The sequence below is a fragment of the unidentified bacterial endosymbiont genome, assembly GCF_918797525.1.
Classification (GTDB): domain Bacteria; phylum Pseudomonadota; class Gammaproteobacteria; order Enterobacterales; family Enterobacteriaceae; genus Enterobacter.
Genome location: NZ_OU963893.1, coordinates 2,443,547 through 2,462,497, shown reverse-complemented (window position 1 = coordinate 2,462,497; position 18,951 = coordinate 2,443,547). Strand labels below are relative to the sequence as shown.

Sequence of the window (18,951 nt, the reverse complement as noted above, 5' to 3'; positions counted from 1 at the left end):
CAAGGTAAAAGCTGACATTGATTTACGTGACCATTTTCGGTTGACTCTGGCGATGTTTTTTAATTGTCTCCAGATAGGTGTTGGCTTTTTTTACCAGAACGGGATCATCACAACGTTTAGAGACAATCCTGAAGCATTGAATTGCTTTAGCAAGGTCGCCATTAAGAAGCTGACATTGCCCGGAGAAAAATACTGGCGAGAAATTATTCTCAGCCATCATATACGCCAGAGAATAGAGATCACAGGCCTTATGGTAGTTCTTCTTTAGCTGATGTACGGCACCCAAACCAATAAAATAATCCGGATTCTTCAGATCGTACATGCAGAGGAAATTAAAAAAGCTTTCCGCTTCATCCAGACGTCCCTGGGTGTAATACTCATAAGCATGTGAATAGATATCCTCCATGGTACCATCTGGAATATCATAAATTTCTTTTAACGTTGCACCTGTAGAAAGTGTAGTGGAGATGAGAGTCTCTAACTCTTCCTGGGTCATCGCTACTGGTTTATCAGTCATAAGGTCCTCATATTCATTAAATTGGCTCATTCCATGCTCACATTTAAGCAAGGTATATAACCAGGTTCATATAAATAACGCTCATTTAGTCATCACGTGGTTTTTCATCATTCTCCTGAGTAATCGTTGATGATACTTGGTCAGATTCGTGCGGTTCGATGTCATGGCTTTGCTGCTCGTGCATCCATGCATTTTCAACCTGCTCAAGCCAGATAATAATTTTGATCACTTCATCGATTTCATCCATGTTGATAAAGGAATAACGGCGATGCGTTTTAAGGATACGGCGAGCCAGCGCAACATTTTCAAATACCGGCACGCCTGACTTTTCGGCGTACCGACGAACCGCTAAGGCCCGTTGATTTGTTTCCAGTACGGAAATAAAGGGTAGCCCAACAACATCCGGATTGAAGTAAATACCAACGGCAACATGGGTTGGATTCACTATGATAACTTTTGAATTTTTTACATCTGACTTAACCTGCTCTGACAGGAGCTCCGCATGAAGCCCTTTGCGCCTGGATTTAATTTCCGGGTCCCCTTCCTGATCTTTATATTCGCGCTTGACTTCCTGTTTATCCATTTTCAAATCTTTAATGTGCAAGAAATACTCAACAAGCGCATCTACCACTAAAATAACAATGACACAAACCAGACAGGTGAGGACCAACGATCGGAACAGTCCACCCCAAAGCATTATTATTTGTAGAGGAGTTCCATTTGTCTGTGAGAATATTATAACCTTATTGGCATTCCAGAAGTACCAGCCTGACCAGACGAAGGCTGATAAAAAAAGACAGGCTTTAACAAAGTCTTTCGCGGTTCTCAGGCTGAAAATCTTTTTTATACCATTGACCGGATTTAAAGCATCAAAATTTAACTTTAGCGCTTTTCCTGCCATGACAAAACCGGTCTGTAAAAGCGAGGGCAATGCAGAGGCACATATACACAGCAGCAAAAATGGAAGAAAGATCTTTCCACCGGTTAGAAAAACAACGCGGGCGTAGTCATGAAGATTCAGTGTGAAATTACTGTCAATGATCATTTGCCACAAAAACATCAGTTCATCGATTCGGATAAAACGAACAATATACTCAACGCCCGCCAGAATCATGCAGGTTACGATAAGGTCGCGGCTTTTAAAGGACTTGCCTTTTTTTGCAGAGTCTTTAATTTTCTTCTGAGTCGGTTTCTCAGTTTTGTTACCCGCCATAATTCCCTACCTTTGCATACATAAGATGTCAGTTAACTGTTCATACTTCCTGAAAGACTGGATAAAACATCATTTCAATAATTTTATACGGAAATACCGGTGTGAAATATAAAAGAAGTAACAGGAATCCGATAAGGCTCTTCACCGTCAGTGCTAATGAAAATGAATTTAGCTGCGGAGAAAATCGCGCCAGCATGCCCAGGAGGAGCTCGCTTAAAAGAAAAACAATAATAACCGGACTGGCGATCACCAGCGCTCTGGATACCACTATGCCGAGAAATGTCAGAATATTATGTATACCAGGGACATCCAGCGTTAACGGTTGCCAGAGCTGATAACTGTGTTGAAATACCTCCATCATCACCACGAGACCGCCATTTTGTAAAACCAGAACGGCGGAGAAAAGGTTTAGAAAATTCGCGAGCTCCGAGGTATCAACGCCACTGATCGGGTCGATACTGCTACTCAGCGTTGCACCACGCTGGTTATCAATCATACTCCCGACGGCATGTAATACCCAAAAAGGGAGGCTAATAAAACAGGCGATAATTAACCCAATGATGGCCTCCTTGGTGATGACCATGACCAGAAAACTGTACCCTCCATCTTCAATCACCGGATGTTCCGCTGGCCAAAGAGCCAGTCCTACCAGCATCGCGACGGGCAAACGCAGGGTGCCAGACAAAACATTGTTGGTGAAGAATGGCAGTAGCATAAAGCACGGCATGATCCTGGCAGAGGCCAGGGCCATATGCATAAAGTACTGTTGCAGCTGGAGATACAGGTCTAATTGCATTGATATTACCCCGAAAGCGCCATTGCTATAACTTCGCGCGCAAAGCCTAACAGGATGTTGCTATACCAGCCTGAGACTAAAAATAAACACAGGGCTACGCCAAGCAGCTTTAGGCCAAATGGCAAAGTCTGTTCCTGTAACTGCATAACTGTCTGAAATAATCCCACCACCAGACCAATAACGGTTGCCACCGCAATCGGTAAAACAGACAGCATAAGGATGAGGTATAACGCTTTATTTCCTGCAAAGGTTATCGCTTCCATATCATTGCTATCCTATCGCCAGTTCCAGATATTGCTGAATTAGCCCCTTGGACAACAGTGTCCAGCCGTCAAGCACGACAAACAGTATCAGTTTTATGGGCACCGAAATGGTTATCGGACTCATCATCATCATCCCCAGGGAGAGCAGTATGCTGGAGATCAGTAAGTCGATAACAACAAAGGGCAAATACAGGTAGAAGCCAATTTTAAATGCACTCTTAATTTCACTCAACGCATAGGCCGGGAGCAGAGATAAAAGCGACATTCTCTCCTCCTCTTCCATATCGTAATACTCATTTCTTTGTGTCTGTGCATTCTCAAAGAATCGTACAATATCTGGGTCTGAATATTTGTAGAGATAATCTCTGTAGCTATCCAGACCATTTTCAAAAACATAGGCGACGGACTCAACGGTAGGATTCGGCCCTCCCACGAGGGTGATTTCCTCGTAGCCTTTTTTCATAACTGGCATCATGACAAAGAAAGACATAATCAAGGCGATGCCATTCAGCGTCATATTCGAAGGAATTTGTTGCAAACCTAAAGCATTTCGCACCATAACAAATACGATCGAAAACTTTATATAACAGGTTCCGCACGCGATGAGAAATGGCAGTAAAGTAGAAAATGCTAAGACCGCAATCAGCGAAATATCATTACCCAGTGGCATATTGTCCCCTTGCAAAAATTTGCTCTATTTCGACAGCAAAGCGATCATCAATCCAGACGGCTCTTCCACGTGCAATATGAACGCCATTCGCAGAGAGTATAATATTATTCTCAGCCCCAGGATTGCAGGGTAAAACTGAGCCTTTAAAAAGGGCCTCCAGTTCTTCAACCGTTAATGTGCTGTGTTGCAGAATAAAATCCACCTTTACAGGTATCTGGCCGCGAGGAAGCAGAATATCTTCACGAGTCTCTGCAATTTCAGAAGTGAATTCTTCAGGCGTAGTTTCATCATATTCTTCAAACATAAACGTATTTTCCTCTTTTTTGAAACGGCAGATACGACGGTTGGCAATAACGACCCGCCAGTCTTCATGACGCATAAATAAAACATCACCAGCCTCAATATGCTTTAGCAACGTCACGGAAAGCTGGCTATAACCAATGTGATATTCGACAGCGACAGGCAAATGGTCAGCCTGAAATTCGCCCTGTCGGTTATCGGGCGTCAACGCATCAGGTACGGAGACTAACCAGAGTGGCCCGGTCGGGGTTATCAGGGTGTTTACTTTTTCTTTCGGTGCGGCAAATTCAGTTTGCAACGCCACCAATTTCTGACAGGCAAGTTCCGGCGGCAGGCCCTGGAGAGGCGCATCGCTATGCGCCAGAAGCTCTCTGATGCGCTCTGGGCTGAAGAAATGCTGGCACAAACCAGCACTTTCTGGCATCACGGCGGCAAACCAGTCCAGCACATCTATAATTCCTGTCCAGCCGCTGTCCGTGGTGAACAGCACGGATGTTTCACTGTCGGGCACAATAGATTCCCGGCATGCATAACCATTTTTCTGCCAATGCTCACGCAGCAGGCCGTTTGCCTGGGCGGCATAACTAAAGGCGGGAATATGTTTACCGATCACGATTCACCCTCATCACGCTGATGAGAAGATTGATCCTGAGCGCCACCCTGCTCGTCAGCATCAGACATGGTCCAGCGATTTTGCTGTGCCTTATCATCCCACTGGTTAGCCGTCATCCTCTGGTGCACGACAGTATCCGAGGGATGGAAAGTGCTGGTGCTTCCCGGATTCGCCATTGAGATCGCGACATGATGATCGCTGCCCCATTGAGAAAAGTTGTACTGCAGGTTATGGGCGCTGCTGGTGTTTGCTGCGTTGCTTTTCACCTGCGCAAAGTATTGCTGCTGAGCAAGGGCCGGTCTGGTTGCTTCGGGCTGCGGCATTTTCATATCGGGCATGCGCGATGCCGCGGTGAGGTCTGCAGGCGCGGCCATCCGGGTTTCAGGCACTTTTTCCTGATTAACAGGCTTCGTTTCATGGCTCTTCAGTTTAGATTCACCACGATAGTTTTTTTCGTCCAGAGTATTTACCGCTGTTTCCATGCTGGCTTTTTTGTCGGACGACAGTGCGCCCGGTACGGCAAGTTCACGCCCGGCGCGTTCTGGATAATTCCCCGGCATGCCAGCGCTCGCGGTGATGTGTACTGCACGGTTTAATCCAGTGAGGATCTGTTGCTCGCGCCCCGCTTTCTCCATCGAGTGTGGTGGATAGTGGCCGATATTTTCCGCCGGCATCATCCCCTTATTAACATGGGCTACGCTGGCTGTGTTGCGCCCCGCGTGCTGGAGTGCATTGGCGGCCGGTTGTTCGCCCCACGGTTTTGCCGTCAGCAGTTGGCTCGTTAGCGCTTCACTGCGGTATGCGCCGGATGGGTTTTTATCCGGAGTAAGAGACAATCCGCCCCCCCACTTGATCGGCAGTGGCACAGAGGTTTGGCTGATAACGGCATGTCCGGCGTGAGCATTCAGCATCCCACTCGTATCCATTTCGGCCAATTTTTTCTTCTGCGCTTTCACTCTGCTATCTAAAGAGCTTAACCCTTCGGTAATTTTCGCGACGAAAATTGGTGATGTGTTAGTTACCTTTGCCACGATATTCTCTCCTCTATTTCTTTTTCTTCTGCCTCCTGCCGGAAGAGGCGTAATTTCTTACGTTCAATGTCATGCAGGTGTTCATACTTATCCATTTTGTTTAATAAATTCTTCCTGGCAGCAAGCGTTTCACCCTTGCGAACTTCACACATTTCGCTCTCAGATTTTTTTTGCGAAAGCATTATCTCGGTTTCGGCTATTTTTCTGAGAAGAGTAGCCCGGCGTCGCTGAAGTGATAAAAGCTCGCTGCGACTAAATTCTCCTGACTTACATAAACTCATGCAAAGTTGTTTCAGCGTTAGAATTCGATTTGTAAGTTCATCCACCATCTCTTTACTAATGCGAAGTTCCCGCTCATGAGAAATAAGTACGTTTTGGTTATGTTGAAGCTTGGTATTACAATGTTGAATCAAACGTTTTATTTTATGTTGCAAGCCTTTCCATCTCCCTTAACGTTGTTGTAAAGTCAGAATGGTCGCTGACTGGCTGGCTAAGCCAGTTGAAAATATCCTCCTTTTTAAACATGGCCCGGTCGTTTTGTTCATCCTCGCCAGATTTATATTCACCAAGGTCAACAAAAATTTGTAGTTCTTCAATTTTTGCCATGATCCGTCGTATTTCTCCGGCGCATGCCAGATGCTCCTTTTCACAAACTTCACTGGCGACACGACTCAGGCTGCGTAAAATATCAATGGCCGGGTAATGATTTTTAGCAGCCAGTTGCCGACTCAGATAAATGTGTCCATCGAGAATAGAGCGAATCTCCTCGGCTATCGGATCGGGGTCGTCATCGTTTTCCAGCAGTATGGTATAGAACGCCGTAATGCTTCCACGCTGGGTCGACCCGGGCCGCTCCAGTACTCTGGGTAAAGCCTCAAATACTGACGCAGGATACCCGCGCCGCGCTGGCGGTTCTCCTGCGGCCAGGGCTACGTCGCGCAGGGCGCGTGCATAGCGGGTGATGGAATCCAGGACCAGCACAACATTTTTCCCTTGATCACGGAAAAACTCTGCGATGGTTGACGCGACAAGCGCGGCATTACAGCGATCGACAGAAGAGTAATCAGACGTCGCATAGACCAGAATACAGTTGTCGCTACGCTTTGACTTTTTCAGGGATTCAACGAATTCAGTCACCTCTCGCCCACGCTCGCCAATCAGGGCAACGACGAAAACATCGGCATCACTTTGCTCAATAAGCATTTGCATCAGCGTCGTTTTCCCACAGCCCGCCGAGGCAAAAATGCCCAGTCGCTGCCCAATGCCGCAGGTAATTAAGCCGTCTATGGCGCGGATCCCGGTGATGAACGGCGCGTGGATCCCCTGGCGCTCGCGATAGTTTGGCGGTGATGCATTTACCACACGCATTTCGCCCACTCCGCCTGTACCGTTCCCGGCTATGCGCTCCGTAATTTCACCGGAAGGGTCAATGACGCAACCCAGCAGATCTTTAGAAACGGGAATAGACAATACACATCCGGTGGGGCTGATAACCGCCTCTCGCGACAGCCCCTGAGCCGTGCCAATCAGGCTCAGAAGCGTGCTGTCGTGCGAAAAGCCAATGACTTGCGCGCGCGCGACGACGGTATTGTCCCTCCAGCTGCGTCTGATTTCGCAAATTTCGCCAATCACACAGCCATTTAGGACGGCCTCAACAAGTGAGCCCGATATAACGCGCGGATGCGCCTGATAACGTAATAGCGACGCGCGGTTCATTACTGCAAACTCTTACGCATGTCCTTCACGGACGCGTAAAATTCGTTAAGCGCCTCAATGAAGCGTTCCGGGCTTTGCAGGAATTCCGGATGGATCATGCCCTTCAGGACAATTTCACCATCCTGAGTTGATAGCATCAGTTGCCCACCCCGGGCAAACGCACAACCCTGCATTAATTTTTCCAGCAGCAGTGCGCCCCGCTGTGACACTAAATTAGCGTTCTCATCGGCCACACCATTCCAGATCCAGACATCCTCATCAATAACGTCAATACAAATGCTGACGTCATCTTCAAAATCGAGGGAGATGGTGGAGTGACCATCGAAATCTTCAAGTAATTTTTCATTCACCCCTGAGAGAAGTAAAGACTGACGGAGCACTGCGGCGATATCGATATTCATAAAACCTCACTTTAGATGGTCTTCAGGACATTAATAGCGACGTTGTCAGTTATCTCACCGAAAGAGATAACATCTAACCCTTTAAATTTACTTTCTAAGAACTTCTTCAAAAAGCGCCTAATATCTACAGACGACAGGACAACAATATCTTTGTGCGACACTGTTGTGTTTTCCATTTGCAAACTGAAGCGGTCCATTAACTCTTCAGACACCTGCGGTTCGAGATTCAAAAACGCACCGGATGATGTCATTCGAATACCCTGGCGGATTTGCTCTTCGACGTCATGTGAAAGCATGATAACCCGTAAGTTATTATTAATGGCAAACTTATGACAAATATAGCGTGCCATAACTCCACGAACATGTTCAACAAGTAAAATAATATCTTTTTCTCTTGGCGCCCATAAAGCAATGGCCTCCATAATCATTTTCAAATTACGCACAGAAATACGTTCACATACCAGTCGTTGCAGCACCTCGGAAATACGCTGGATGGTGGCGTGCCGGACGACCTCTTTCATCAGGTCGGGATATTTATCCTCTAGCTTGTCGAGCATTGCCTTCGTTTCCTGAACGCCGAAATATTCGTTAATATGACGCGCCAGAATAGTGGACAAGGTGTGATAAATCTCATCAATTGCACTGCGCAGCGCATAGCCCAGCTCGATCAGCGTCTCGCGATGCTCAGAATCTATCCAGAGGGCGTTACCAACCTTATTAACCGGTATACCCAGCATATCAATACCGTCGGCTTCACTCACAACCAGCCAGCGGTCGTGTTCGATGTGGATCTCACCGGCTTTTATCTCATTAATCAACAAAATAGCGGTGTGTTGGTCCAGGGATGCCGATGGCCTAATCAGGATATCCGGCAGACTGATGCCATAATCGATATAAAATTGGCTCAATATTCTTTCGGCAAAATTAACATTACGCAGCCACTCTTCGTGCTGAGACGGCACCAGGATCATCAACGGAATCGTTTCTGCGGTGAGTGCCTGTACATCGGTGATCAGTTGTTCATCTCCGGCGGCTGGCTGGACGTCCACAGGCTGCGGATCCGCACCGATTTTCGTCTCTTTAGCCGTTTGTTTATCTTTCCATTGCCGGTAAAACAGCAGTGAGGCTAAGGTCATACTGAGGATGGCGAACACCGGAAACGGGAATCCGGGTAACGTTCCCATACCTAAAGCCAGCAGCGACGAGGTGACCAGTACCGTAGGGTTACCCAACAGTTGCTGCAGGATGGTATGCCCCATGTTGTCTTTTTCACCATTGACGCGGGTCACAATAAAACCAGCGCCAATAGCGATGAGCAGCGCGGGGATCTGTGATACCAGGCCATCACCAATGGTCAACATCGTATAGGTGGAGAGGGCCGTAGACATATCCATTCCATGCTGGCTAATGCCTACCCCGATCCCACCAATAAAGTTGATAAAGATGATGATGATCCCGGCGATTGCATCGCCGCGGATGAATTTCATCGCGCCGTCGAAGGAACCATAAAGTTGGCTTTCCCTTTCCACAATACTTCTGCGGCTACTGGCGCCTTCTGCATCGATTGTCCCGGCACGCAGGTCACCGTCGATACTCATCTGCTTCCCGGGCATACCGTCCAGTGAAAAGCGGGCAGCCACTTCTGCCACACGCTCTGCGCCTTTGGTGATAACAAGAAACTGTACAATCGTCACGATGGTGAAGATAACAAAGCCAACGATCAGATTGCCGTCAATGACAAATTCGCCGAACGTATTGATGATGTCACCGGCATCGGCTTCGCTTAATATCAGCCTGGTAGTACTGACAGACAGCGCAAGCCTGAACATCGTCGTGATGAGCAACACTGACGGGAAAGATGAAAAACTTAATACTCTGTCAATATAGAAAGATGCCAGAAAAACCAATAGCGATAAAACAATATTGAAACCAATGAGAAAATCCACCAGAAAGGTCGGCAACGGAATTACCAGCATGAAAATGATGGTCACCACCAACACGAGAATAAACATCTCCGGGTGCCGTCCAAGTCGATTCAAGATATTGGTCATTTAAATAATCTTCCCAATCAGCATGTGGTTCAAATAGTCACGGCTGGAAGTGCTGCTTCGCACTGTAAGCCTCATCGGTACAGCGTCTGAATTCGTCATCCAGTATGTCCCGGTCATCGGCTTCGATAAAGAAACGCGGCGGAATCGTTTTAAACGCCCTATATATCAGCTGAAGCAACGTCAAATACTGGCGATTATCATTGAGAACCAGCCCTCCCCCTGAAATATCAGCCAGACAATCCTCAATCGAAAGAGGGTCCTGGATGATCGCTAGCATAAACATAAGCCACGCTGCTTCCTGATTATTAACTGAGTTAACCAGCTCACTTTTCATCAACGGGCCGAGGAAAGCACACTCAGCGCTTCGAAATAGTTTTATTTGCGTCATCCTGCTCAGCAGTTCGCCGAACTCAATACTGCTGCAGCTTGGGTCCAGAGCATTGATATCGGTAAAAAGCGCTTGTTCCATAAATTCAATGATAATGTTCCGGCTCTGCGCACCGTAAATTGTCACCCACTCTTGATAAGTGATAACTTCTGCACAATCGCTTTCTAAATATTGTCGGTAACTTTCACGCAATAACTGTGGTTTGATCGCCAGCGTTCGCGAAAAAATCCGTGCCTTGAGACCTACGTTAATCCCTGCTTTGAGCTTTTTGGGATTGGCCTTTTTTTCCACCTGGGCCAGAATTTTTTTGAGACGTTTGCGCTCAATTTCCTCAAGTTCTTTATTTTTGATCAGTTCTCGCAGTATTAATACCAGATCGCTGTCATCAGGAAATAGCGACCGGATCTGTTTAAGCAAAGCCTGGAAGTTGCGACCATAAGGACTTTTTACAATGCTGACGATCTCCTGTGCCTTCGGAGGGGCTTCATCATCCAGCACTCTGTCATAGTCACTCTCTTCGCTGGCGCCTGCTTTCTTTTCATTATTGCGTCTGTTGATAAGCTTGCTCATCGAGGAGGACATCTCTTCGGGCGACATCAGCATACGCTGCTGTCTGCCAGATTGGCCCTCGTTCTCGATCTCTGACTGATCGCTGGACTCAAGAGATTGTCTGCGGTTAGCCTTGTCAACGTTGTTTTCCTTCTCAGCTAACATTCTTTCACGCCGTTGAATATTTGCGTTCAGGGCAAAGGTATTCGCATTGACATTAATCATCGTCTGGTACTCTCCATGTAATTAGACATCCAGTTATGCAGATCCGGGTTAGATAAATCATTTCTTAATTCACCAGCCAGAGTGTGGGCGTCTTTATCCAGCGGGGATGTAATTTCCCGGGGCTGAATAAGAAATACGCGAACCATATTTGACTGTCGCTCTACTGAATACCGGAAAAGACCGCCTACCAATGGAATATCACCGAGCAAAGGCACCTTACCTTGTACCGTTGAGCTTTCATCTCGGGTATATCCCCCGATCAGCAAACTTTTGTTACGCGGCACACGGGCGATAGTGCTAATGTTGGTACGGCCTACCTCTGGCATGGAATCAACCTCGTGCCCCATCTGATTACCATCTTCAACGTTTAACATCATTTCGATTTCGCCCGCCTGGGTAAAACGAGGTAAAACGCTAATAGAGGTACCATAGGTCACATTCTGTAATTCAACGCTGCGCTCGCCAATCAGTCTGGTATAAAACGTTCGGTTATTATCGAAGACCGCAGGAATATTTTCCTGAGTAAGCACCATAGGACGTGAAACAACATTGGCTTTATTTTTGGAGCTCAATGCCATGACATCAGCCATAAAGCTGGCGCCATCAATCGTGCTGCTACCGCCGTTAAACGCGACACCAAAGCTGTCGCCTGTTGTCACATTCCCGGACCAGCGTACCCCTAACTGATCCAGCGCCTCTTTCTGCAGGTCGATAATATAAACTGACAGCTCAATATGTCGCTTCGAGACGTCCAGACCGCTGATGATGTTACGCACGTAGGAAACTTGTTCCGCACTGCCTCTTACCAGAACGCTGTTTGTGCCAGGGTCGGCAATGATAGAGAGCCCGGCATGAGTCGGGCGGCTTTTAACCGCGGTTTCCAGTGATACAACAGGTGCAGGCGAACGGTTCGGTAAAACGCCAGGGAAAGCGGGCATGGCAGGCGCTTCTGCTGCAGGCTCGGAGAGCGGTGAAATTTGTACATTCCCACCAAGGCCAGAACCGCCAAGCAGTTGCGATAACACGGTTGCCACGCCTGGGATCACGATGTTGTCATTACGAAATTTATAGTGGCGGTCTTCGACGAACGTATTATGCAGTGGAATAACCGCTACGTTTTCCCGGCCATCAAAACCATCACTTTTTTCATCCAGAAATTTCGCGCTGCTGGTAATGGTTTCTACATACGAAGGCGGTCCGGAGACATAGAAGGTGGTGTTACGGCTATCTGCACGAAGCGGAAAACGTTGATCGTATACCCCTGACTGTATCAGGAAATCCCGTACAACTGGGAATGAGGTATTACGCAGAGCAACGACCGCATTACGCAGTTCTGACGCGTCGTAGACATAGATTGCCTGACCGTTGTCATACCAAATCAGCCCGAGTTGGTCAGAGAGATCTTTGAGCGTATTCATCGGGTTCGTAAAATCGAAGTTGCCAGTGACCTTCTTTCGCTCTGCAGCCTTGCTCAGAATAACGGGTTTACGCATGGCAGAAGAGAGTGCGTCAAAAACGCCTTTTATGCCTTCCTGACTGGCACGGTAACCCGCCGTAGTGGGATTTGAGTAGGAACTCGTCGGATAAACGGCGCTGCTAAGTAAAACAGCACTCAGTGCGATTGCACTTAAACGTTTAGAAAATGTGAAGTATTTCATCTAATTACCTTTCGAGTAAGGTTCTTTTTCAGCTCCCTTGGCGATACACCAAATTCCGTTTTCACCTCGTTAGAAAAATGAGAGAGTGATGAATAACCATGCTTCATCGCAATTTCAGTAATGTTTTTTTTCTCGCCCATCAGCTCTACTATCGCTCTGGAGAGCCGCCAGTCTCGAAGTTCGACTTTGGTCGAATTACCCAGCGCAGTTCTGCAAAGACGTCTGAAATGTGACACAGAGACACCGTATCGCGCACTCATGTCACTCAGCTTTTCATTACTGTCCAGGTTAGACATTTCAAGGAGAAAATAAACTAACTGATACCACTCCGTATTTTTTAACACACTGGAAAAGCGCATGAAATCATTGTTTGATTCGACGCTCATCCTGATAAACCAGTATTCCAGCGCTTTACTGGTTATGTCGAAATCCTTATCTACAGGCAATGCTGCCCATGATATTCCAGGCGTAAAAATCTGCGCGCTACGCTTCGACGAATCAATAAATGCTTGTAGCTTAGCCAGACTCCTGAAATCTATTTTCTTATAATAAACATCCCCTGTAACTGCGCATGCCGTCCCTGACGATATTGCCACAACACTATATTGCTCTGGCAATAATTCAAGATATTCAATTTCACTTTTCTTTTGTAACGTTAACCCACCCTCCGGGATGTTAGTGGTTAACAGCCACAATTCAGTGTTTACCACATCAATGGTCGTTCCCGATGATGCGAGGCGGTAATCAATTAAGTCATTCATGTTTTAATTTATTCCCATTGATTCAACCTAACTTCATGATAGTTTTATAAGTTAAACGTATCATGATGGAATTATAACTAACCCTTCATTAATAATGATGTATTCTTATGATGCCCTTTCTCGGCCGACAGGCTATGAGCTATCCGGCGAGACGTTAAGCCACGTCTGGCCGGTCTTGCTGATAGATGCGCCAGACTTTATTCGCATACCGCATTCTTAAATGATGGCGATTCTTGGCGGTGCCAGCATTATATGCACCAACGGCCTCCCAGCTATAACCATAGATTTTCATCATATCCGCCAGTATTGATGCGCCCACCAGCACAGACGTACAGGGATCCTGTTTCAGCACATCGGCATCAATCCCCAGTTTACGTAGCGAAGGGAGATGGATACTGTTAATTTGCATCAATCCATAATCGTAAGTGCCATTTCTGTTTTTGCCGACGGCAACAGGATTCATTCCAGACTCAACCTGCGCTATGGCGTTAAGCAGCCGGGCTTCGATTCCAAAACTTCGTTCGGCATGATCCCAGCAGTCGGCCCATGCTGGCCGGGTTGCAAAAAATCCAAAAAATATTAAGACCCACACTTTCACTTGTGATACCTCCTGAACGAAAACGAATTTAACTTCGTGACATCGAAGGACCTGTTCCAGTTAGCTAACTGCAATTAGTCAACATCGCAGAGAAATAATCGTTTACTGCAAGATTTTGAACATGATGGAATTAGAATGGATAATCACATTTATGATTAATGTTCTGTTATGTTCCTTACAACCTGAAACAAACGTCGCGGGAGTGAAAAACCATGAAAATCACCGGAAGCTACGATTTTAATCACCCAAAGCTGCTCGTTATGGACGATGAAAACTTTGGCGCCGGGCATAAAACGTCCCACATAATGAGCAAGTGCACATCAGGTTGCGGCTTACTCGCCAAAATCAAAACGATATTTTCAAAACTGCTCGGCATCAGAAATGTGCCGTCCGCGATGGCATCGCCAAAGAAGAAAGTATCTTCTGCCTTTATTTGCGAACTAAAGGTTAATCCAAAATTCCGACTGGCAGCAGAGAATTCTGAACAACCGCCAGCAACGCAAACATTGTTTAAATTGTACCAGCTTCAACAGCTTATGGTTAAGTCGACCATTAACATTCTGCAGGAAAATCATAAGGGCTATGATGTAACGTTTCTGCAGAAACTATCAACGTCGTTACAGGCCCATCAATTCAGTGAAGATCGCCTGGCGAATCCTCAGGAAATAGCATCAACACACGGGCTTAAAAAGCAACTGCAACGCATCATCAAACAGGCGCTCATTCAGGACGGAATAAAAGGAAGGCAAGCCGACAGGCAATCCAAAGTTTTATATCACAATGGAATGAAAAATCTGCTTAATAATCAGCAGTGGAAAGTGCTCACAACGCAATTCGAGCATAAAGGCCATAAATATAAAAGTGTTCAGATACCCGCCGGGCAGATGAAACTTGGCAGCATGGACATCTTTGCCCACACTTATAATAACAAAGGGGTTTCCAGCAAATCCACTCAGGAAAAGGAGCATGCCGTTAATCTTTGGATATCCGAAACGTTTGCTTCCTCCAGGGAAGAAACGCTGCTTTTCAAAGGTATCAGGCATGGAATTCTGTCGCCATTTGGTCTTGATCAAAACAGCCCCGAGCGTAATGAAGGCGCTGAAAACCGTGCAAGGGAGGTGATTTGTGCAGCCCTGTACGCAAAACCAGAATTGCTGGCTAACGCGCTTAAGGGGGAAACCGTTCCATTACGCCTCGTGTCTACATCCCTGGTGACTGCCAGCATGTTCTTTGAAAAAAGAATGCTGGATGAGCAGATGAACGTCTGGCATAAACTCGCCAGTGAAAAGCCTTTAGTTCTGCAGATACGTGACGAGCACGCTACCTTGCGTAAGATCCAAATCGATTTGGATGTTGCAACGTTTAACTTCGGGGTCAATGAATTATCGCTAAAGCTGAAACTGGGTAATAGGTACGCCGACGGCTACAATGCCACCGCATTTAATCGGCTGCTTGGTCACGATATGTCTCCGGGGGCAGAGCCCGGCGGCTGGGTGGGGGAATATTTACAACAAAAACCGCACAACGCTGCGTTGGTCAGGCATCTTAGTGCGCAGCTTCAAACGATCTGGCGGAACCGTTCACATCATTCCGATAATAATGAGCCCTACAAGGCGGCAAAACGTGTTGCCTTGCTCACCCACGAGATCGGCATAACGCCGTGCTGGAATTGTAAAAGCGGTAAGGACAGAACGGGTGTCCTGGATATTGAACTAAAACATGGCGCGATTATCCATCATCAGCAACAGATGCTGGGCTCGCCAGGCAGTAAGCCAAGCCATGACGATAAACTGCTGCTGGAAAAATTATATCAGCATAGCGGCAACCTCAATGTTCAGGAATTTAACACGGGTGCCCCCGGTAATAAGGTTGCAAGAGAGATACCGATAATCGGTCTTTCCAACGCAGCGCGAATTGGTAACCGCGACACATGGCATGTCACACGGGGATTATCCTCGGTTGTTTGATTGTAAACAGTGGCCGCGTAATGTCATGGAAACCTATGAGCATTCAGTTTCGTAGTCAATTTTCAGAACAAGTCGTAATAAAGCGGCCACTGGCTCAAACAAGGTTTCAGGTATTGTCTCCCCACAGCCAACCTCGTTGTAGAGTTGGTGCGCAAGAGGTATGTTTTCTACAACGGGAACTGAAAACTGTGCCGCGAGGCAGACAATATGTGCAGCTCTCGCATTGCGGCCTTTCTCCACGACCTGCGGTACTGGCATTTCAGTTGGATGATAATTAAGACAAATCGCGATATGGGTAGGATTGCGCACGATAATCGTCGAGCGTTTCACGTTATGCGCCAGGCTCCCGCTTTGTATTTCACGATGAAGCTCGCGGCGCATATTTTTGATCTCAGGATTTCCTTCCCTGTCTTTGTTTTCTTTAATGACATCCTGCTTGCTCATACGCAGTTGCTTCATAATTTGATGATGCTGAAATGCATAATCCATGACGCTTAAAACGACATAAAAAGCAATAACTGCCAGCCATATCCAGTGCGTGAGCGCGAAAAAAACCGGTAGCGCGCAGTCTATGGTGCAATAGGGAAGCGACTGAAAAGTCGGGAAATAGTACAAAAACAGGCAGTAAAAAATAAACGCTAATAGCGTCAACTTCAGTACCGACTTAAGTAATTCCACCAGACTGTTAATGGATACTATCTGTTTCAGATTCTGTACAGGGCTAATCTTCGAGCCTTTGAACCCGACGGCTTTGGTTGCCAGCAGTAGCCCGACCTGCATCAGGATCGTGATAATGGTGGTGACCGCAAGCATCCCGCCAAGATACATAAGCACCCATCCAATCAGATCCCGGCAGGCTTGCATCACAATGACCAGTGAAAAGAGAAAGGGCTCATTTACCCTGTGCAGGGCGAGTTGCAGCACGTTGATCGTCTGATATACCACTTGCTGAGCAAAAGAATGAAAAAAGAGGAAAATGGTGATCAGCTGAATGCAAGAGGTCACCTCAGAGCTCTTGCAGACCTGGCCCTCCTTGCGGCTATCTTTGCGTTTCTTTTCCGTGGGTTTTTCAGTTTTATCACTCATGCTGCGCAATCCACTCCCCGAGTCGCTGATACATGGCCTTGATTTCCCGTTGGTGGTGATCGAGGGCCAGGGGCAGAGAAAGCAACAGTAACAGCAGCGCGAGCGCACTTTTTATCGGCATTGCCAGGAAAAACACGTTCAGTTGTTTAGCCGAGCGGTTCAGCAGCCCCATTGCCAGGTCGACCAGCACAAGGACCACGACCACCGGCAGGGAAAAACCGAGGCACAGACGGTAGAGCAATTGCCATTCTATCTGAATCAACTCAAATAGTGCCGGTCCAAACGTCAGGCCTTTGCCCGGCGGTAAAAGGCGGTAGGAGTCATAAATCACCGAAAGAAAGAGTGTGACGCCCTCGCTCAGGAAAAAAAAGGCGCACAGGAGCTGATTGAACAACATGCCAAAAATAGACGACTGAGCGGCCATTGTCGGATTAAAGACCGTGCTCATCGTCGCCCCGCGCAGGGTGTCTATCATAAAACCGGCCATATCAACCGCCCAGAAGGGGATGGCGACAATAAAACCCAGAATCAGCCCCAGCAGCAGCTCTTCAGGGATGAGCGCCATCCAGCGTTCGCCGTCCTGCAGCACCCGATCGTGCGCTAACGGCAGCACGGGGATGGCCAGTGCCATCAGCACGCCGTTACGAATAAATTGCGACCCGAGATTTCCAACCTGCAGTATCGGAAATAACAGCGAAACGCCTAAAGGTCTCATTAAGGCCAGGGTCAGCGTTGCAAGCAGTTCGTGAACTGCGCCGCTCATCAGCGTGCCCCCGTCTGCTGGAAAACCTGAGAGGCATAACCAATAAGCAGTCCGCCCATCCAGTGATAGGTCGCCATCAGCGTCAGCGCCACCGCCAGTAACTTGATGAGGAATTGCAAGGTTTGATCCTGAACCTGGGTAAGTGCCTGTATCAAACTTACCGCAATCCCGACCAGTGAGGCGATGACGACCACCGGGAGTGATGTGATCAAGACCAACCACAATAACTCGGTGACCAGATGCGCAAGTACAGCATTGTTCATGAGAAACTCTGCATGAGCTGGGAGAGAATCAGGTCCCATCCCCCGGCCATCAAAAAGATGAGAATTTTAAACGGTAAAGAGATGGTCATCGGGGATACCATCATCATGCCCATTGCCAGAAGAATGTTGGATACCAGTAAATCTATTGCCAGGAAGGGTAAATAGATGAGTAACCCAATACGAAATGCCTGGGACAACTGGCTGACAGTGAAGGCCGGAAGAAGAATGATAAGCGAATTCGGTCGGATATATCTCCGCGCTTCCGGTGGCCAGTTTTTGGCGATTACGCCGCGAAAATAGAGGATCTGATTTTCGTCGCTGTTTTTTTCCAGAAACTGACGGTAGGGTGTCAGAGCCTGGCTATCCCATCCAGCCGCCATCCAGGCGGGAGCACCCTCCTCGACTTTTGGCTGCCAACGCGCTTTGACCTCAAGTAGCGTGGGTCCCATGATAAAGATAGACAGAACCAAAGCCAGACCATTCAGCGCCAGATTGGGCGGCACTTGCTGAATGCCCAGCGCGTTTCGCAAAATAGAAAACACCACCGCCAACTTCAAAAATGATGTTCCCATCACCATAAACAGCGGCAACAGCGAGAGTAAAAACAGCAAAGCAATAAGTTGCCATGGAGAGTCGGGCAAAAGCATGAAAATTCCTGAACACCACAATGATGGCGCATCATAGCTATTGCTTCGGCTATCGTGCCATCGGGGCTAAACCGGATTTTATTCCGCCGTTATTGCCCGGTCGTAGCGGTCAATCGTGTAAAAAACCACACTAACGACAGATCTTAATGTTTAAAAAAAGAAAATAATCAACATCCAAATTTAACTTGTAAATGACGATATATCCCCTGATTTAGGTTCAATTTACCTGTGATGATTTGGTGAATTTTAAGGATAAAAATCCATGAAAGTGAGCGAAGAAACACTTCTGGAGTCCGGCTTCATTCTTTCTGATCTCCAGAGAATTAAAAGCAATGTAGAAAATTTCGGGGGATATTGATTGCAGAGTGGTCAATTTAAGCCTAACAGAAGAGGTTCTCACGAAAGCTTTGAACGAAAATCAACCCATCTCACAATCCATGCAACCGAGAATTGGTGAATTCTCTTTGCCTAATCG

At 47.1% G+C, this 18,951-nt stretch carries 20 protein-coding genes; 1 reads left to right on the top strand and 19 read right to left on the bottom strand.

Annotated elements, in window-relative coordinates:
• Window positions 1–22: 22 nt before the first annotated feature.
• The 15 genes from sicA to iagB all read right to left on the bottom strand — a co-directional run bounded on the left by sicA (window position 23) and on the right by iagB (window position 13,750).
• Window positions 23–517 (bottom strand): type III secretion system translocator chaperone SicA, encoded by a 495-nt coding sequence (gene sicA / locus NL510_RS11700; RefSeq protein ID WP_253376787.1) that lies wholly within the window; start codon window positions 515–517, stop codon window positions 23–25.
• A gap of 85 nt (window positions 518–602) precedes the next feature.
• Entirely contained in the window at window positions 603–1,730 is a 1,128-nt protein-coding gene (locus NL510_RS11695; RefSeq protein ID WP_253376785.1) for an EscU/YscU/HrcU family type III secretion system export apparatus switch protein, read from the bottom strand.
• Between the two features lie 40 nt (window positions 1,731–1,770).
• Window positions 1,771–2,526: a type III secretion system export apparatus subunit SctT gene (gene sctT, locus NL510_RS11690; protein WP_253376777.1), complete on the bottom strand. Its 756-nt coding sequence runs from the start codon at window positions 2,524–2,526 to the stop codon at window positions 1,771–1,773.
• Between the two features lie 5 nt (window positions 2,527–2,531).
• A complete protein-coding gene (locus tag NL510_RS11685) occupies window positions 2,532–2,789 on the bottom strand; it encodes an EscS/YscS/HrcS family type III secretion system export apparatus protein (RefSeq protein ID WP_253376776.1) in 258 nt (85 codons plus the stop codon).
• Window positions 2,790–2,796: 7 nt separating this feature from the next.
• The gene (locus NL510_RS11680; RefSeq protein ID WP_253384879.1) at window positions 2,797–3,453 is read right to left on the bottom strand and encodes an EscR/YscR/HrcR family type III secretion system export apparatus protein; all 657 of its coding nucleotides are present in this window, start codon (window positions 3,451–3,453) and stop codon (window positions 2,797–2,799) included.
• The gene (locus tag NL510_RS11675; RefSeq protein ID WP_253376773.1) at window positions 3,446–4,372 is read right to left on the bottom strand and encodes a FliM/FliN family flagellar motor switch protein; all 927 of its coding nucleotides are present in this window, start codon (window positions 4,370–4,372) and stop codon (window positions 3,446–3,448) included. The genes NL510_RS11680 and NL510_RS11675 overlap by 8 nt, the downstream gene beginning before the upstream one ends.
• Window positions 4,369–5,403 carry a SpaN/EivJ family type III secretion system needle length determinant gene (locus NL510_RS11670; RefSeq protein WP_253376771.1) on the bottom strand — a complete coding sequence of 345 codons (1,035 nt, stop codon included), beginning with the start codon at window positions 5,401–5,403 and terminating at the stop codon, window positions 4,369–4,371. The genes NL510_RS11675 and NL510_RS11670 overlap by 4 nt, the downstream gene beginning before the upstream one ends.
• On the bottom strand, window positions 5,391–5,837 hold the full coding sequence (locus tag NL510_RS11665) for a SpaM family type III secretion system protein (RefSeq protein WP_253376769.1): 447 nt from the start codon (window positions 5,835–5,837) through the stop codon (window positions 5,391–5,393). Before NL510_RS11665 ends, NL510_RS11670 begins: the two co-directional genes overlap by 13 nt.
• Window positions 5,827–7,119: a type III secretion system ATPase SctN gene (gene sctN, locus NL510_RS11660; RefSeq protein ID WP_253376767.1), complete on the bottom strand. Its 1,293-nt coding sequence runs from the start codon at window positions 7,117–7,119 to the stop codon at window positions 5,827–5,829. Before sctN ends, NL510_RS11665 begins: the two co-directional genes overlap by 11 nt.
• Complete coding sequence (locus NL510_RS11655) at window positions 7,119–7,520, bottom strand: InvB/SpaK family type III secretion system chaperone (RefSeq protein ID WP_253376765.1); 402 nt, start codon at window positions 7,518–7,520, stop codon at window positions 7,119–7,121. The genes sctN and NL510_RS11655 overlap by 1 nt, the downstream gene beginning before the upstream one ends.
• An 11-nt stretch (window positions 7,521–7,531) precedes the next feature.
• The gene (locus tag NL510_RS11650; protein ID WP_253376763.1) at window positions 7,532–9,571 is read right to left on the bottom strand and encodes an EscV/YscV/HrcV family type III secretion system export apparatus protein; all 2,040 of its coding nucleotides are present in this window, start codon (window positions 9,569–9,571) and stop codon (window positions 7,532–7,534) included.
• A 37-nt stretch (window positions 9,572–9,608) separates the two neighbouring features.
• On the bottom strand, window positions 9,609–10,733 hold the full coding sequence (sctW, locus tag NL510_RS11645; RefSeq protein WP_253376761.1) for a type III secretion system gatekeeper subunit SctW: 1,125 nt from the start codon (window positions 10,731–10,733) through the stop codon (window positions 9,609–9,611).
• Window positions 10,730–12,391 (bottom strand): type III secretion system outer membrane ring subunit SctC, encoded by a 1,662-nt coding sequence (gene sctC, locus NL510_RS11640; RefSeq protein WP_253376758.1) that lies wholly within the window; start codon window positions 12,389–12,391, stop codon window positions 10,730–10,732. Before sctC ends, sctW begins: the two co-directional genes overlap by 4 nt.
• The gene (locus NL510_RS11635; RefSeq protein ID WP_253376756.1) at window positions 12,388–13,152 is read right to left on the bottom strand and encodes a helix-turn-helix domain-containing protein; all 765 of its coding nucleotides are present in this window, start codon (window positions 13,150–13,152) and stop codon (window positions 12,388–12,390) included. Before NL510_RS11635 ends, sctC begins: the two co-directional genes overlap by 4 nt.
• 154 nt (window positions 13,153–13,306) lie before the next feature.
• Window positions 13,307–13,750 (bottom strand): type III secretion system invasion protein IagB, encoded by a 444-nt coding sequence (gene iagB, locus NL510_RS11630; RefSeq protein ID WP_253376754.1) that lies wholly within the window; start codon window positions 13,748–13,750, stop codon window positions 13,307–13,309.
• A gap of 212 nt (window positions 13,751–13,962) precedes the next feature.
• Between iagB and NL510_RS11625 the strand changes: the two genes are divergently transcribed.
• The gene (locus NL510_RS11625) at window positions 13,963–15,717 is read left to right on the top strand and encodes an inositol phosphate phosphatase SopB (RefSeq protein ID WP_253376752.1); all 1,755 of its coding nucleotides are present in this window, start codon (window positions 13,963–13,965) and stop codon (window positions 15,715–15,717) included.
• A 33-nt stretch (window positions 15,718–15,750) separates the two neighbouring features.
• Here NL510_RS11625 and NL510_RS11620 read toward each other — a convergent pair whose 3' ends face one another.
• From NL510_RS11620 to sctR, 4 genes are read right to left on the bottom strand one after another with little or no spacing between them, the layout of a single operon-like run.
• Window positions 15,751–16,803 carry an EscU/YscU/HrcU family type III secretion system export apparatus switch protein gene (locus NL510_RS11620; RefSeq protein WP_253376750.1) on the bottom strand — a complete coding sequence of 351 codons (1,053 nt, stop codon included), beginning with the start codon at window positions 16,801–16,803 and terminating at the stop codon, window positions 15,751–15,753.
• Window positions 16,796–17,566, bottom strand: a complete 771-nt coding sequence (locus NL510_RS11615) for an EscT/YscT/HrcT family type III secretion system export apparatus protein (protein WP_253376748.1) — start codon at window positions 17,564–17,566, stop codon at window positions 16,796–16,798. Before NL510_RS11615 ends, NL510_RS11620 begins: the two co-directional genes overlap by 8 nt.
• A complete protein-coding gene (locus NL510_RS11610; protein WP_253376746.1) occupies window positions 17,566–17,829 on the bottom strand; it encodes an EscS/YscS/HrcS family type III secretion system export apparatus protein in 264 nt (87 codons plus the stop codon). The genes NL510_RS11615 and NL510_RS11610 overlap by 1 nt, the downstream gene beginning before the upstream one ends.
• Window positions 17,826–18,476 carry a type III secretion system export apparatus subunit SctR gene (gene sctR, locus NL510_RS11605; RefSeq protein ID WP_253376744.1) on the bottom strand — a complete coding sequence of 217 codons (651 nt, stop codon included), beginning with the start codon at window positions 18,474–18,476 and terminating at the stop codon, window positions 17,826–17,828. Before sctR ends, NL510_RS11610 begins: the two co-directional genes overlap by 4 nt.
• Between the last annotated feature and the right edge of the window lie 475 nt (window positions 18,477–18,951).